Source organism: Streptomyces polyasparticus (assembly GCF_014493765.1).
Lineage (GTDB): Bacteria > Actinomycetota > Actinomycetes > Streptomycetales > Streptomycetaceae > Streptomyces > Streptomyces polyasparticus.
Genome location: NZ_JACTVJ010000036.1, coordinates 1 through 13,350, shown reverse-complemented (window position 1 = coordinate 13,350; position 13,350 = coordinate 1). Strand labels below are relative to the sequence as shown.

17 protein-coding genes are annotated in these 13,350 nt (G+C 71.0%); all 17 read left to right on the top strand.

Annotated elements, in window-relative coordinates; all coding sequences use genetic code 11:
* Window positions 1–24 precede the first annotated feature (24 nt).
* Window positions 25–1,281 carry an MFS transporter gene (locus tag H9Y04_RS42510; protein WP_187819630.1) on the top strand — a complete coding sequence of 419 codons (1,257 nt, stop codon included), beginning with the start codon at window positions 25–27 and terminating at the stop codon, window positions 1,279–1,281.
* A gap of 74 nt (window positions 1,282–1,355) precedes the next feature.
* Window positions 1,356–1,577 (top strand): hypothetical protein, encoded by a 222-nt coding sequence (locus H9Y04_RS42505; RefSeq protein ID WP_187819686.1) that lies wholly within the window; start codon window positions 1,356–1,358, stop codon window positions 1,575–1,577.
* A gap of 194 nt (window positions 1,578–1,771) precedes the next feature.
* Window positions 1,772–2,914 (top strand): AAA family ATPase, encoded by a 1,143-nt coding sequence (locus tag H9Y04_RS42500; RefSeq protein WP_187819685.1) that lies wholly within the window; start codon window positions 1,772–1,774, stop codon window positions 2,912–2,914.
* Window positions 2,911–4,710 (top strand): vWA domain-containing protein, encoded by a 1,800-nt coding sequence (locus H9Y04_RS42495; RefSeq protein ID WP_187819629.1) that lies wholly within the window; start codon window positions 2,911–2,913, stop codon window positions 4,708–4,710. The genes H9Y04_RS42500 and H9Y04_RS42495 overlap by 4 nt, the downstream gene beginning before the upstream one ends.
* A gap of 82 nt (window positions 4,711–4,792) precedes the next feature.
* Window positions 4,793–5,242 (top strand): hypothetical protein, encoded by a 450-nt coding sequence (locus tag H9Y04_RS42490; protein WP_187819684.1) that lies wholly within the window; start codon window positions 4,793–4,795, stop codon window positions 5,240–5,242.
* 107 nt (window positions 5,243–5,349) lie between these two features.
* Complete coding sequence (locus tag H9Y04_RS42485) at window positions 5,350–5,766, top strand: hypothetical protein (RefSeq protein ID WP_187819628.1); 417 nt, start codon at window positions 5,350–5,352, stop codon at window positions 5,764–5,766.
* 14 nt (window positions 5,767–5,780) lie between these two features.
* On the top strand, window positions 5,781–6,539 hold the full coding sequence (locus tag H9Y04_RS42480; RefSeq protein WP_236072127.1) for a hypothetical protein: 759 nt from the start codon (window positions 5,781–5,783) through the stop codon (window positions 6,537–6,539).
* Window positions 6,536–7,447: a hypothetical protein gene (locus H9Y04_RS42475; RefSeq protein ID WP_187819627.1), complete on the top strand. Its 912-nt coding sequence runs from the start codon at window positions 6,536–6,538 to the stop codon at window positions 7,445–7,447. Before H9Y04_RS42480 ends, H9Y04_RS42475 begins: the two co-directional genes overlap by 4 nt.
* Before the next feature lie 21 nt (window positions 7,448–7,468).
* Window positions 7,469–8,179 carry a hypothetical protein gene (locus tag H9Y04_RS42470; RefSeq protein ID WP_187819626.1) on the top strand — a complete coding sequence of 237 codons (711 nt, stop codon included), beginning with the start codon at window positions 7,469–7,471 and terminating at the stop codon, window positions 8,177–8,179.
* 27 nt (window positions 8,180–8,206) lie between these two features.
* A complete protein-coding gene (locus H9Y04_RS42465; RefSeq protein WP_187819625.1) occupies window positions 8,207–8,962 on the top strand; it encodes a hypothetical protein in 756 nt (251 codons plus the stop codon).
* A 25-nt stretch (window positions 8,963–8,987) separates the two neighbouring features.
* Entirely contained in the window at window positions 8,988–9,392 is a 405-nt protein-coding gene (locus tag H9Y04_RS42460) for a hypothetical protein (protein WP_187819624.1), read from the top strand.
* Window positions 9,389–9,751 (top strand): hypothetical protein, encoded by a 363-nt coding sequence (locus tag H9Y04_RS42455; protein ID WP_187819623.1) that lies wholly within the window; start codon window positions 9,389–9,391, stop codon window positions 9,749–9,751. The genes H9Y04_RS42460 and H9Y04_RS42455 overlap by 4 nt, the downstream gene beginning before the upstream one ends.
* 315 nt (window positions 9,752–10,066) lie before the next feature.
* Entirely contained in the window at window positions 10,067–10,456 is a 390-nt protein-coding gene (locus H9Y04_RS42450) for a hypothetical protein (protein ID WP_187819622.1), read from the top strand.
* Window positions 10,453–11,256 carry an SPDY domain-containing protein gene (locus tag H9Y04_RS42445; protein ID WP_187819621.1) on the top strand — a complete coding sequence of 268 codons (804 nt, stop codon included), beginning with the start codon at window positions 10,453–10,455 and terminating at the stop codon, window positions 11,254–11,256. The genes H9Y04_RS42450 and H9Y04_RS42445 overlap by 4 nt, the downstream gene beginning before the upstream one ends.
* Window positions 11,253–12,086 carry an SPDY domain-containing protein gene (locus H9Y04_RS42440; protein ID WP_187819620.1) on the top strand — a complete coding sequence of 278 codons (834 nt, stop codon included), beginning with the start codon at window positions 11,253–11,255 and terminating at the stop codon, window positions 12,084–12,086. The genes H9Y04_RS42445 and H9Y04_RS42440 overlap by 4 nt, the downstream gene beginning before the upstream one ends.
* Window positions 12,087–12,126: 40 nt before the next feature.
* On the top strand, window positions 12,127–12,477 hold the full coding sequence (locus H9Y04_RS42435; RefSeq protein ID WP_187819619.1) for a hypothetical protein: 351 nt from the start codon (window positions 12,127–12,129) through the stop codon (window positions 12,475–12,477).
* Window positions 12,474–13,292 (top strand): SPDY domain-containing protein, encoded by an 819-nt coding sequence (locus H9Y04_RS42430; RefSeq protein ID WP_187819618.1) that lies wholly within the window; start codon window positions 12,474–12,476, stop codon window positions 13,290–13,292. Before H9Y04_RS42435 ends, H9Y04_RS42430 begins: the two co-directional genes overlap by 4 nt.
* Window positions 13,293–13,350: the final 58 nt, after the last annotated feature.

Sequence of the window (13,350 nt, the reverse complement as noted above, 5' to 3'; positions counted from 1 at the left end):
AAGCCCACGGAAAGCATCCCCGCGTTGAACTCCGACACCAGTTGCCCGCCGGCCCGCACTGCATCCCGGCCGCTGCTCGCCGAGCGGCATGTCGCCCGGCTGCTGCTGGGCACCCTGATCGGGCGCCTGCCCAACGGCATGGTGCCCGTCGCGATCCTTCTCCTGATCGTCGAGCAGGGCGGATCGCTCGCGACCGGCGGGCTGCTGTGCGCGCTGTACGGGCTGGCCAGCGCCGTCGGGCAGCCGGTGCTGGGGCGGATGGTCGACCGACGCGGCCAGACCCGTGTCACGACGGCCGCCGTCCTGGTCACCACGGCCTGCCTCCTGCTGCTGTCGTACGCCGACGCCCTCGCCCAGCCGGGGCTCGCGGCGGGTCTGGTCGTCCTCGCGGGGCTAAGCACGCCTCCGTTGGAGGCCAACCTGCGTGCCCTGTGGGGCGCCGTACTGAAGGACCCGGAGCGGCGCCGCGCCGCGCTCGCGCTCGACACCGGCGCCCAGGGGCTGATCTACGTCGCCGGACCGCCGCTGGTCGCCGCACTGTCCGCCCTTCAGGGGCCCGGCGCCGCGATGACGGTCACCGCGGTACTCGGGCTGCTCGGGGCGGGCGCGGTACTCAGCGCCGCACCGTCCAGGGAGTGGCAGCCCGAGGGCACGCACGCGGGCGGGTTCCTCGGCCCCCTGCGGCACGGCGGGCTGCGGCTGCTGTTCCTCGCCGTCTCCGGGGTCGGCTTCTCCCTGGGCGCGATGAACGTGTGGGCGGTGTCCATGGCCGACCGGCACGGCATGGCCCTGCTGTCCGGGGTCATCCCCGCAGCGCTGTCCGTCGGCAGCCTCCTCGGCGGCATCCTGTACGGCCTTCTCCGCCGGCCTGGCCAGCTCGGCACTCAACTCCGCACCGCAGCACTGCTGTTCACCCTCGCCTGGGTTCCACTTGCCGCTCACCCCGGCCCGATCGCTGCGACCGCGCTCACGACACTGCCGGGCCTCTTCCTCACCGCACTGATCACCAGCGCGTTCCTCACGGTGGATGCGCTCGCCCCCGCCGGCACCCGCACCGAGGCGTACGCCTGGCTGATCGCCTCGGTCGGCACAGGTCAGGCCGCAGGCACCGCGCTCGCAGGTGCGCTCTCCACGCACCCGGACTCCGCCGCGCTCCCGACCGCCGGAGCTCTCTCCTGCCTGCTGGTGCTGCTCGGCGTCCGCCGCAGTCTCGCCGTTTCAACTGCCCCACGCCGCCGGGGCCGGCACCGCCGCACACCTGCCCATGCTGCGCAGCGCTGAGCCTCACACCCCACCTTCTTCCCGCCACCACCGATAGGAGATCCGCCTTGCCCGAAGCACCAGCAGAGCCGTTCATGACGATCCGGCACACCATCACCGGCGAGATCACCACCACCGGCTACAACGCCGCCGCCCGGCGGATCCTGCTCCAGGCCGGCTTCGAAGAGACGCCAGGCTGCGCCTGCCAGGCGACGGAACCCAGTACGGAGCGGACGCACGAGCCTGCTCGGCAGCCAGCGCGCTGCTCGTCGCCGGCCATCCCGTGCACCTGTACCGAGCCCTCGGCCGACCGGTGAGCGTGGACGGTACGCCCCGGTTGGCCCGGTCGCCGATGTCGGCACAATCCGTGATCCGCTCCGAGAGCGGCCAGCCTCTCCAGCGCATCGCCAACCCCGCCCGCACCCGCACCTGTTGAAGGATCCCTGTTTTGACGACACCCGGACCGCCTACGCGTCCAGCACGCACCAAGGGCGGCGAACTACGGGCCAAGGTGGCCCGACTGCTGGCCGACCGGCCGGCGGACAAGCTCACCATCGGGGACATGGCCCGGCAGCTGGGCCACTCCCACGGCGCCGTCCGCAACGCCGCCCTCACCTTGGTGCGCCGCGGCGAGGCCAACCAAAGCGGAAGCGGACAACCGGAGTTCCGCGCGAACGCGAAGACCGCCGCAGCCGCGCAGACCGCCGTGATCAGCCCACCGGGCACCCACTCGCCCCGCGCCCAGGCGGCCAAGGCCCGCACGACCATTCCCGCAGCAGCCACGCCCCGGCAGACCGGCCCGATCCGCCGCGCGGGGGGCCAGCTCTACCACCCCCGGGAGCTGGCCGATCTGCCCGACGTCGAGGCGCTGAATCGTCTGCGCGACGCCGACGTGCCGGTGCTGCTCTACGGTCCTCCGGGCACCGGCAAGACGTCGCTGGTCGAGGCGGCGTTCCCGGACCTGCTCACCGTCGCCGGTGACGGTGACACCACGGTCGGCGACCTGATCGGCGAGTACACCCAGGACGACGCGGGAGCCTATGTCTTCCAGTACGGTCCGCTGGTCACCGCGATGACCGAGGGCCGCGCCCTGCTGATCGACGATGCCACCCTGATCTCACCGAAGGTCCTGGCGGCGCTGTATCCCGCGATGGACGGGCGCAGGCAGATCCAGGTCAAGGCCCACAAGGGCGAGACCATCAAGGCCGAGCCGGGCTTCTACGTGGTGGCGGGCCACAATCCCGGCGTCCACGGGGCCGTGTTGACGGAGGCGCTCGCGAGCCGGTTCAGCGTGCAGATCCAGATCGGCACGGACTATGACCTCGCCCTGGCGCTGAGGATCGATGCCCGGGTGGTCCGGGTCGCCCGACACCTCGCCCACCAGGTCGAACTCGGCGAGCTGGGCTGGGCCCCCCAACTGCGGGAACTGCTCAGCTACCAGAAGACCGAGGCCGTCCTCGGCACCAAAGCCGCGCTCGCGAACCTCGTCGGCATCGCGCCTGTGGAGGATCGCGATATCGTCGCCGCCGCCGTCACCAAGGCTGTCGGCGTCAAGCAGATCGCGCCCCTCACCCTCGGCAAGCAGCTCCCCGCCTCAGCCGCCCGGCAGCCCGCGGGCAGCACCGGCTCCGCACACCGGGGCCGCTCGCGATGAGCGCCCAGCACCACGTCCAGTCGCCCGCCACCACTCGGGACGACGATGCCGACCTCGCGCGCTGGGACGACGACGGCGCGCCGCCCGCGCAACCCCGTTCCTCCCCGGCCGCGTGGCTGCGCGTGGGAGCCGAACTCGGCGACCGGCTGGTCGCCCTCTCCGGCCGCCAGGACCTCCTCGTCACCTGCCGTCCCGGCACGCGTAGCGGCGCACCGGCCGCGTTCTTCCCCACTCTGGGCGAGGTCGAGTTCGACGCCGGCCTGTTCGCCCCGCTGAAGCCCCACGAGATCCATCCGCGGATCGTGGGCGACGAGGAGAGGTATCCCGCCGCCTGGGGAGTGTTCGTCCACGAGGCCGCGCACGCGGCCCACTCCGTCTGGACGGAGCCTGCCGGAGCGAACCCCCGTGTCGTCGAGGCCGCGCTCCTGCTGGAGGAGAGTCGTGTCGAAGGCGCACACCTGATTACGCGGCCCACGGACCGCACGTACCTGCGCACCAGTGCCCGAACCCTGGTCATGCCCGACATCGCCCACCCCACCCTCCAGGGCATCGAGAAGGCCGCCTCCGTGGCGGCCCTGATCCTCGGCCGCCGTGACGTCGGCATCCTGGACGCCAACGAGACCCAGGCCGTCGCCGATCTGTGCGAAAAGGTGCTGGGCGCAGACCTGCTGGCCACCCTCACCGGCATCTGGACGGCGGCCCACCAGTGCGCCGACCACGACGCCACGACCATGCTCGCGCACGGCCAAGAATGGTGCGACGCTCTGGCCACGGCGGCCCCCGCCCTGCCCGTGCCGGAGAACCTCACCGATCTGCTGTCCGGCGCCGTGGGGGTCGTCATGGACCACGCGTCAGCCACCGACGCGGCCGACCTCGCGGCACAGGCCGCAGCGGCCAACGCGATGGCGTCGCGGTCCAAGGCGCAGGCTCAGGACCGCGCCCAGCGGGCCGGCCAGCGACGCAAAGCCGCCGCCACCGCCAAGTCGGTCTTCAACCCACGCGGCACCACCGTCAGCCCCGACGGCACACCGGCGCCCTACGGCAACCCGGTCACCGGCACCCGCAGGCCCACCGCCGCCGAGCAGAGTGCCGCCGCGCGTCTGAGTCGCGCTCTGCGTGCCGCCGCCTACCGCGAGCGGACCGAGGAGCGGACCACCAGCCCCACCCCGCCCGGCCGCCTCAACATGCGCGCGGCCCTCGCCCGCGACGCTCAGCGCGCGGCCGGGTCGGTCCCCACCGCAGAACCGTTCACCCACACCCACCGCCGGAACACCCCCACCCCACCGCTGCGTGTGGGTATCGCCGTCGACGTCTCCGGCTCCATGCGTGCCGCCTGCAAACCCGTCGCATCAGCTGCCTGGATCGTGGCACGCGCAGCAGCCCTGACCGACCCCGACTCCCGAACCGCCACCATCGCCTACGACCATGATCTGACCGCATTGACCCGGCCCACCCACCGAGCACCAGAGCGCGTGACGACGTTCGACGCCAACGGCGGCCACCACAACCTCGGCGACGCCATCGACGCACTCGACCACGGCCTCGAACTCAGCCGCCCCGGCGCCGGCCGCCTCCTCGTGATCGTCACCGACGCCCACTACGGCAGCGACGAAACCGCTCAAGCCGTCACCCGCATCAAGCAGCTCACGACCGCCGGCTGCGCCGTACTCCAACTCACCCTCACCGCGAAGTCCCAGCACCTGCCGGGGACCACCTTGCTGCACCTGCCCCGGCCCGCCAGCGCTCCCGCCGCCATCGCCACGGCGGCCACAGACGCCATCCGCAGGACACGCTGAAACGACGCAAAAGACAGAAAGTAGGAACAACCACGTGGCAATACGTACGACCTGGAAAATTGTCCACAGCTGCGGACACGAAGTGACGCACGACCTGTCCGACCGACCGGCCGACCGGCGCGCCGGATTCGCCCGCTGGCTCGAAGGCCGCGACTGCACCGACTGTTGGAAGGCCGCCCGGGACTCCGACACGGAATCCAAGGAAGCCTGGCTCGCCGCCAAGCGCGCCGAGGAGCAGCAGGCCGCCCGCGAGTGGGCCGAGCAGTTCGACATGCCGCCGCTCGAAGGCCCCGAGAAGGCCCTCGCCTGGGGCGAGCGCTCCCGCCACCAGCTCGTCACCGCCGCGCACAGCGCCCTGGTGAACGAGGGCACCTGGGACGAGGCCGACTGGGCCGTCCTGGAAGACAAGATCCGCACCATCGCCCGCGCGGGATGGTGGATCGACCAGAGGGAAGCTGAGGGCTCTGACCTGCCCGAACTCCTGGACGCCGCCGCCTCGGACGACATCGGGACGGAGAACCCGTTCCGGTAAGACGCGGGGCTTTATACCCGACGATCCCCGGTTACCGAAACCGGGGATCGTCCGGATCCTTGTTCCTCCCACCGCCTCCCCGCGTACCTCGTGGAAGGAACCCAGCCGTGCCCGTTTCCCGCCATCCGCATGCCCCCGGTGACATCGTCACCCCCGACCGGGACATCACCCACGCCCATTTCCGGCCCGGTGACCAGGTCGTCATCCTCAAGGGCACCTCTGGCAGTGAGCTGTGGGGCGATGCCTACAAGGTCGTCACTCCCTCGTGGCACACCCCGACCGACGAGGACGGCTGGCGCCTGTACGACCCCGCCGGCGGCGCGCGCACGTACATCACCGCGCACCCGCGCTACCTCGTCCACCTCTCCAGCCGCTGCCCGGACTGCCTCATCTACCAACAGGCGCTGCGCACTTACCTGGTCCCGCGCCTGGTCGACGCCGACGCGGACGTCGACTGCGGCTGGTACTCGCTCACCCACCTCAACCAGGTGGTGCACGTCGCCGACGCCCGGAGCGGTCAGTGACCCACACACCCGAAATGGAGCGCGCAGCGACCCTGGCGCGAGCGGCTTCTGCTGCCTCCGGCGAGATCACCAGTAGCGAGTGGCCGACGCTGCTCACCGAGTCTCTGCGCGAGATGGAAGCGACGTGGCAGGAGTCGGCCGAAGTGTGCGCCGACGTCGCCTGGCAGGCCCGCGCCGCCGGCAACAGCGTGTTGAACCTGCTTACCCCCGAGCACGCCACCGACTCCAGCGCCGACCCCATGCTCTGGCGCACGTACCGGCATCTGTACTTCAACGGACTGCGCTTCGACACCCGCTGCCCCACCATGGAAGCGCTCATGTGCAAGGTGCCGCCCCGCGTGCTGGACCAGGATCCGTATACCGAGGCGCTGTACGCCTTCTCCCGGTTGGGGCAGTCGCGGCCGGACGGCCTGGCCGTCATGCAACGGGCCCTAATCTCCGCGGACGGCCACCCCAAGACGGTGCACGTCCTGCTGCACGGTCTGTGGCTCGGCAGCCAGCTGCCCGGCCGGGCCTCCTTGCTGGTCTCCCTGGTGGGGCTGCTCCCCGACGGCGGGCTGAACGATCCCATCGCGCTGTACCGCATGGCCTCGGGCCGGCGCAGCCTCAACGAATACCCCGAAGCCCTCACGGCCATCGGCCACGCACTGGATCAGCTGCCGCCCGGCGATCCGAGCGTCCACGCCGACCTTGTGCATGAGCACACGCTCATCACTGCCGCCTACGAACTCGACCAACGCATGCGCGCGATCCGAAACCTCACCTCACCATGATCATCAGTATTCACGAGCGCGGCATCGACCCCAACGAGGCGGTCGCCGAGGCACTGGGCCGGCCCATCAGCACCCAGGAGGGACTCACCGATCACACGGTGGTCGCCCACTGGCCGGGCCTGGACGCCTACCTACTCGACGAACAGGAGCGCGTCTGGACCTCGGCGGATTGGGCCGAGCATCTGGACGATCCGCTCTGGCAACACTCCTTCGTGGCCGGCCCGCAGGGCGACCGGCACGCCATCTGGCACGCGTCCGTGCGCCTGCACCCGGACGATCGCGAGCTCACCGGGCCCGAGTGGTCCGAGATCGCCCACCGAGTCGCCCGCACCGCAGGCATCCAGCGCCCCGGGGACGATCACGGCTGCCGCTGGATCGCGGTGCAGGCGCAGACTGGCCGCCTCGATCTGATCGCCAACCTCATCCGGCCTGACGACACATGGACCACACAGCCGTACCGGCTGCCTGCGCGCCTGGCCACCGAGAGCCGGCGCATCGAGGCAGAGCTGGGCCTCATCTCGCCCCGTACCGGGCCCGATCCGCAGCAGCCCGTCCAGCAAGCCCGGTTCGCGGGGCGCCGACTGGAAGCCGGCACCGCAGATGCCGCTTCTCAGTTCGCCGTACTGCTGCGGCAGCTCGCCGCCGAACGCACCGGGCCGCTGTCCACGGTTCGCGGCCTCATCGAGCACGCGGCCCACCGCCTCGATGGCCTGCCGGATGCGTACGGCCCCGACATCGCGCACCAGCTGGAGATGGTGGCCCGTCGGCTGTACGGCATCCAAGAGAGTCTCGAGTCTCTGGCTGCCGCCCTGCCAGCCCGCGCTCGACCGCCCCTTGCAGGGCCAACACCCCCTGCGTCCAAGCCGATCGTCACACCTGGCCCGTCCGGCGCCCGGCTCTCCCACTGACCCGACTGAAAGAACACCTTCTTGGCCCTTGCCGATCGTTTCCTCACCCTGGGGCGCGATGTGCACTCCGGGGAAGTCCTAGCCCGCGGCGGCGATCCCGAAGCCCACAGCATCCTTGAGCGCACCGGCTTCGTCCCCGTCGTCCGCCTCCACGAGACCTATCACCGCCTGCCCCTCGGCCTCGACGAAGCCGAGGAGAAACGTCTCGCCACCCGCGCCGTCGCCCGGCTACGCGCCGTCAAATACGACGTCGTTACTGACCACGTTTTCGACACCGAGACACGCGAGGCGCGCTACCTGCCGCTTGGCTCCCAGGTCGCACACCTCGCCGAACAGATCCGCGACGCCACCACCAGCGACGAGGTCGCCGACGCCCTGACCGAACTCACGGCCTCCCACGACGGCGTACTCATCGCCCTCGGCGAGGTGCTCGCGGCCACCGCCGCCTTCTATCAAGACCTCGGCCAACCGCCGGATCCACACACCGCGAAGCGGCTGCAGTACCTCGCCGAGCACCGGCTCGCCGTCCTGTGGTCCGACCTCGCACACATACGCAACGACCTCGCCGACCGGCACCAGGACCATCCCCAGCGCCGCGCGTGCACCGCCGAGGTCGGACCGGACGAACGCGAAGCCTCCGCCGTCTGCGCCTGCCCGCCGCCTCCGCCTCGTCTGACCACCACCCCCGTCGCCGCGCCCGCCGCCCCCGCACCGGCACCCCCGCGGCGCTGATCCGCACCCTTCCCTTCCGAGGAGCCCATGCACGACCCCACCCCCGACACCAGTCTCGGCTCGTTCGCTACCGTCCTCGCCGGCGAACTGCCCGGCGCCTGGACCAGCACGTTCCACCCGGATCGCGGCGGCAACAACGACCACGGCGCGCTCACCGACCGCGTGTGGGACATGAACGACGTCGCCGACGCCTTGGCCAAGCACACCGTGGACCAGTGCGCCGTCATCACCCGCGATGACGGAACCCGCCTGTTCGTCGCCGACCCGATCGGTTACGGCGAGGGATATCTGATCGCCGCCATGGCCCCCGACGACGCACCGAACGAGGCATTCCGCGCCGTCCGCGAGCCCGACGGAATCACGGTCGCTGCCGACCCGTTCAGCGCCGCCGAAGACATCACCCACGATTTGCTTCCGCGGTACGACAAGGCCCTCGGCCAGGTCCGCAGCAACGCCGCCCGACTCTCGGCACCGCAGGCCGATCCGGAACGCGTCGTGATGACCTGGTCCGGCGAGGACCTCATCGTCGACAAGCCCGAGCGCGCCGACATCACCGAGGCCCTGACCGAGAACGGCTTCACGTTCGCCCCGGACCGGAACGTCTTCGTGCTGTCCGGTGACGACACCGCCCACCAGGCCGCCTCCGTACGAGCCGCCGGCGAACGCCTCTCCGATCTGGGGGTCGCCGCCCAACTGCGTCATCCGCAGGCCGGACCCGCCCTGGCCACCACCCCCGTCGCGCCGGCGACTCCCTCACCCGCGCCATCCGTACGACGGCGATGACCCCGACCCGAGCAGAAAGAACCACGTGGGAAACCGAGCCGACGACGCCGGCACCGACGTCACGATCTACCGCAAGGCCCTGAGCGACACCGTGCACGCCGACACCCCAACCGGCGCGCCCGAACACCTCCTTGACCTGCTCGACCGCCTCGGCTTCGAGCGCCAGACCCTGCCCACCCCCGGGCCGGTCTACGTCTGGCACGAAGCACCCGCCCACCTCAGCGAGGACGCGAAGAAGCAGCTCGCTACCCACGCGGTGCCCTGGCTACACAAGGCCGGATATGTGGTCCAGATCGACAATGACGTCTGGGACATCGCCGCTTACACCAACGCCGCAACGGCCATGCGCAACCAAAGTGCACCGGCACCGCCGCCCGCCGTGGCGGCAGCGCCCACCTCTGCCCGTCCGGCAGGGGCATGCCGCCGGTGAGCCTCGCCGATGAACACGGCGTCGACGTCACCTTCTACCACCGCGACGGAACGATCTACGTCGACACCCGTACCGGCGCCTCTGAGCCTCTCCTGGCGATGCTCGACAACCTCGGTCTCGACCGGCACAGCGCCTTCGGCGATGTCTGGCATCAAGTCCCCGACGGGATGGACGAGATCGCCATGAAGTCCATGGCCGACCGGGCCGCGCCCCTGCTGGCCCGTGCCGGATACCAGGTCGACATCGACACGGGCCTCTTCGGCGGCACCGCCTACCGCGCCGCACTCGCCGAACAGGCAGCACACCGACAGTCCCCGCCACCCGCACCACGCTCTGCGCGAGCGCACCGTACGCGCTAACCGCCCACCCGTCGCCGGCCCCGGCCCACTGGGGCCGGCCCCACCCTCCCCAGGAGCCCGCCGTCACTCACGAACCCGACCGCACGCCACCACCCACCACCGCCAGCCGCAAACCCCGCCTGGTCACCGCCCTGTTCCGCCGCTACCTGCGCGCCGTCACCCTCGGCAGCCAGGGGCGCACCATCCCGCTGGCGGGCGGACGCCCCGAGGCCACCCTCGACGAGGCCCGCCGCCACGACGCGCTCCTCCTCATCGACAGCTACCGCATCCGCCAACACCACAACTAACCCTCAGCAACACCCTGTTCAGGAGCCCATGACCGACTCGAACCTCCCCTCCGTACAGCTCGCTGACGCCATCACCGCCCAGATCGGCCAGCTCCGCCGCCACCTCGCCCTGGCGCCGCCGCACGAGCAGGCCCAGATCCTCGCCACCGTCCTGGACTACGACACCGGACTTCTCGGCGAGGTCACCGAACTCGTCTCCACCGGCTCGCGTTTCGCGAAAGTCCACTCCGAGCGCGGTGTTCTGCCGCCCGAGGTCTGGCTGGCGCTGGGCCGCGCCGCGAACGAACTCGACAGTGTGGGCGCCAACCTCAACGAGCACACCGGCAGCATCAAGAAGGTCACCGCGCCCGCCATCGCATCCAGCAGGCCGACCGCTGCGCCGGTCGCCTCGGCGATGGTCTTCAGGCGGCGCCGGTGAAGAAGAACAAGCAGTGGTCCGGCTGGGGCCCAACTGGTCAACAGGCGCAGCAGCATTACCTCGTTGAGCCGCGACACCTCGCCGGCGGCGGAGACCTGCGCCACGTCACCGAGTACCTGCGCGCCTCGGGCTGGGACAAGTCCAAGTCCGGCGGCCCTGTCGTGTTCGACAGCCCCGACAAGTCCATGCGCATCGGATACGACCCGTACACCCAGCCCGGCGGCTGGACCATCAGCGGAAAGCAGACCGCGACCCAAGAGGCATGGCACGCCACCCTAGGTCGGCAGGTCCCCGTCGAGATCGTGGCCGGGTTCACCGACGCACTGACCCGGCCGCGCTCGGCACACGCCCCCAACGTGTGGGCGCCGCTTGAGGCCCAGGACTGGGAGACCGAACGCGGACAGCACTTCACCGCCCGCAGCCCGGACGGCGACGCCGTCCTCCGCTTCCACCAGACCGCCCCCGGACAGGCGCACTGGTGGGCCGGCGCCCGCAATGAACACGGCCGGGTGTGGGAGGCGATGTTCACGCCGACCACGCCAATGCACCTCGTGCAGGCGTTCAGCACCGCGCTCGCCGATCCGCAGCCGGCGATGCGGCCCCTCGGGCACGTCCCGCCCTCCCAGAGAATCCGCACCACCTCCGTGTCCGTGCTGCCCTCGCAGCTCAGCGCATGGCAGCAAGCCCGGGTCACCGCGGCCCGTGCCGCCACTTGGGCTAGCAACGCCTTCGCCACCAACAAGGCGCGCCCTCAAGGAACCGGAGCCCGCCCGTACGCCAAGGCCGGGCGGATGCGGTGAACCACGAACGCTTCTACTCCCGCGTCAATGGGCCCACCCTGCATCGCGTCAACGCCGTCCGCTGGCTGGACGAGGTCTCTCCCCGGCACCTGGCCGGCGGCGGCGACCCCCGGCACGTGACCGAGCATCTGCTCGCGTCGGGGTGGAGCAATCACTCGGTCGTCGGCTTTCCCCACGTCCTGCTGGAAAGCCCTGACCACCACCTGCACCTCACGCTCGAGCCCGAACCCGACGAGCGGAGCACCTGGTGGCGCATCCACCCGGCCGAGGACCGCGCATGGGTGGCCCAGTTCGGCGGCAACACCCCGGCAGAGGTCATCGCAGGCTTCACCGATGCCCTGACCAGCACCACTCCACAGCATCCGACAGCAGACCTGTGGCGCCTCGCGGCCAGCCGGGGCTGGGCAACGCGGCGGGCCGGGCGGGAGCGAGCCGCTCTGTCCCCTGATGAGACCGCCGTGCTGGCCCGCGTCTCCTCGCTCTCAGAAACACCTCGGTGGCGTTGGGACGTCGAGGTCTCCATCCCCCTCTCCGACACACGGCGCCTGTGGGTCTGGGGCGCTTCCATCGAGGAGGCCGCGCCGGCCGCCGCGCTCGCGGGATTCGTCGACGCACTCACCGATCCAACGCCGCTGCTCCGTGCCGAGGGTCAGACGACGGGCCACACCTTCGGCTTCCTCAACTCCCTCCGCAGCACTGTCACACCGGAACAACACCGTCTGCTCCACCTGCAACGGCTCCAAGCCACCGAGCGCCTCGGCCCGCCCGAGCAGTCCCCGGCGACACCGCCGCCTCCCCAAGGCTCACCTCGCCACAGAAGGCGTCGCTGATCACCCGCGCCCTCACCTCCCCCTCCGCACAAGGACGTTGATGCCCAACCCCACCGTTCCCAGCTCCGACCAGGCCGCGCAGACGACGGCCGCCCTGGCCCAGATAAGGGACTACCTGCGCACCGATCCGCCCGCATCCGAGGCGCTTCCCCTGCTCGCTGGCCTCCTCGACGAAGACACCGGCATCCCCATCCTCCTCGGCGACGTCCTGCGCAGCGCCGCACGCCTCGTCTCCCAGCAGGCCGGTGCCCAGACCGACGAGGTCCGCCTGATCATCACCGGGCTCCGGGAAGCTGCCCAGGAGGCCACCGACTGGCACATCCTGCACTGGGACATGCAGCGCCTGAACGGCCTCACGTTCGCGCCTGCTGGTCCTCCGCCGGCGTCGTGACGCGCCCCTACATCGCCAGCAAGGCCGACGAGCCCTGGTCGCGGATCTGGTTCGACACGACGCCCCGCCACCTCGCCGGGCCCGGTGACCCGCGCCACGTCACCCAGGCACTGCGGGCCGGCGGGTGGGAGAACTACGGCGACCCCGACTTCCCCCATGTCGTCCTGGCCAGCCCCGACTACCGGCACACGCTCGTCCTGGAGCCCACGCCGGACACGTACGGCTCCTGGTGGCGGGTCTCGTCGGAGCGCTGGTACGCGTCCTTCGGCGCCAACACGCCCGCCGAGATCATCGCCGGATTCACCGACCCGCTCCTGCAGACCGCACCCGAGGCCGAACCGGACATCTGGCCGACGCTGCAAGCAGCCGGCTGGACCTACGAGCGCGACGAACGAGGCAACGAGCGTGCATGCCATCCGGACGGCATCACGACCATGGAGCGGTCGACAACGCTGACCAGCGACTACTTCAGTTGGAAGGCCGAAGTCGCTCTGCCCAACGGGGGTGGCGGTCACAACCGGTTGTGGCATGCGTACTTCGACGACCGCGCCCCGCGCCATCTACTCGCTGGCTTCGCCACCGCCCTCGTCGACTCCGCGCCCGTCTCCCGTGGCCACTACGACGTCCCGCACTCCCACCTGGTCACGCAGGTGGAACGCGGCGCCCAGGGCGAACAGCTCGCCGCCGCCCACGAAGCACGGCTGAAGGCCAGCAAGTCCGCCGTTCGCAAAGCCCGCCGCAGCGCCGCACCCACCGCCCGGCCTTCGTCAGCGCCCGTCACCGAGGCGATCACGCCAACGAGCCGGAGCCGCTGACTCGTGCGGAGCGGCCCGGCCGCTCCGCACACTGCCGCCCATCACAACTGCCCGTCTA

Coding starts and splice junctions, on each gene's coding strand:
- H9Y04_RS42450 (WP_187819622.1), top strand. CDS start 10,067: ATGACCGACTCGAACCTCCCCTCCGTACAGCTCGCTGACGCCATCACC.
- H9Y04_RS42475 (WP_187819627.1), top strand. CDS start 6,536: ATGATCATCAGTATTCACGAGCGCGGCATCGACCCCAACGAGGCGGTC.
- H9Y04_RS42465 (WP_187819625.1), top strand. CDS start 8,207: ATGCACGACCCCACCCCCGACACCAGTCTCGGCTCGTTCGCTACCGTC.
- H9Y04_RS42495 (WP_187819629.1), top strand. CDS start 2,911: ATGAGCGCCCAGCACCACGTCCAGTCGCCCGCCACCACTCGGGACGAC.
- H9Y04_RS42435 (WP_187819619.1), top strand. CDS start 12,127: ATGCCCAACCCCACCGTTCCCAGCTCCGACCAGGCCGCGCAGACGACG.
- H9Y04_RS42480 (WP_236072127.1), top strand. CDS start 5,781: ATGGAGCGCGCAGCGACCCTGGCGCGAGCGGCTTCTGCTGCCTCCGGC.
- H9Y04_RS42505 (WP_187819686.1), top strand. CDS start 1,356: ATGACGATCCGGCACACCATCACCGGCGAGATCACCACCACCGGCTAC.